The sequence below is a fragment of the Corynebacterium sp. MSK122 genome (genome assembly GCF_030229435.2).
In the GTDB taxonomy this organism is placed as follows: domain Bacteria; phylum Actinomycetota; class Actinomycetes; order Mycobacteriales; family Mycobacteriaceae; genus Corynebacterium; species Corynebacterium marquesiae.
This window is the reverse complement of the sequence record NZ_JASPHV020000110.1, coordinates 1-230: the sequence shown is the minus strand read 5'-3', so window position 1 is coordinate 230 and position 230 is coordinate 1. Positions and strand designations below refer to the sequence as shown.

At 52.2% G+C, this 230-nt stretch carries 1 pseudogene; it reads left to right on the top strand.

Annotated features, from left to right (window positions below):
- Positions 1–230, top strand: a pseudogene (locus QP934_RS11660) (IS1249 family transposase); the annotation flags it as partial.

Here is a 230-nt window from a genome sequence, read left to right as displayed (position 1 = left end):
GAGCATTGCACCACCACAATCTCGCTAACTGCACTGGCTAAACGCAACAAAGTAAGCCACTCAACTATGAAGCGCAGATTTACATGGTGCTGGCTTATTGACGTACCGGATCCCACCGTGGCACATACAGGCCGAGTCTATGACCAGATATTTCTCGACGGAACCTACACCGCTGGCGGATGCTTGATTGTAGCTTCCACCCTCGACCACGTTGTTGCTTGGCACTGGTG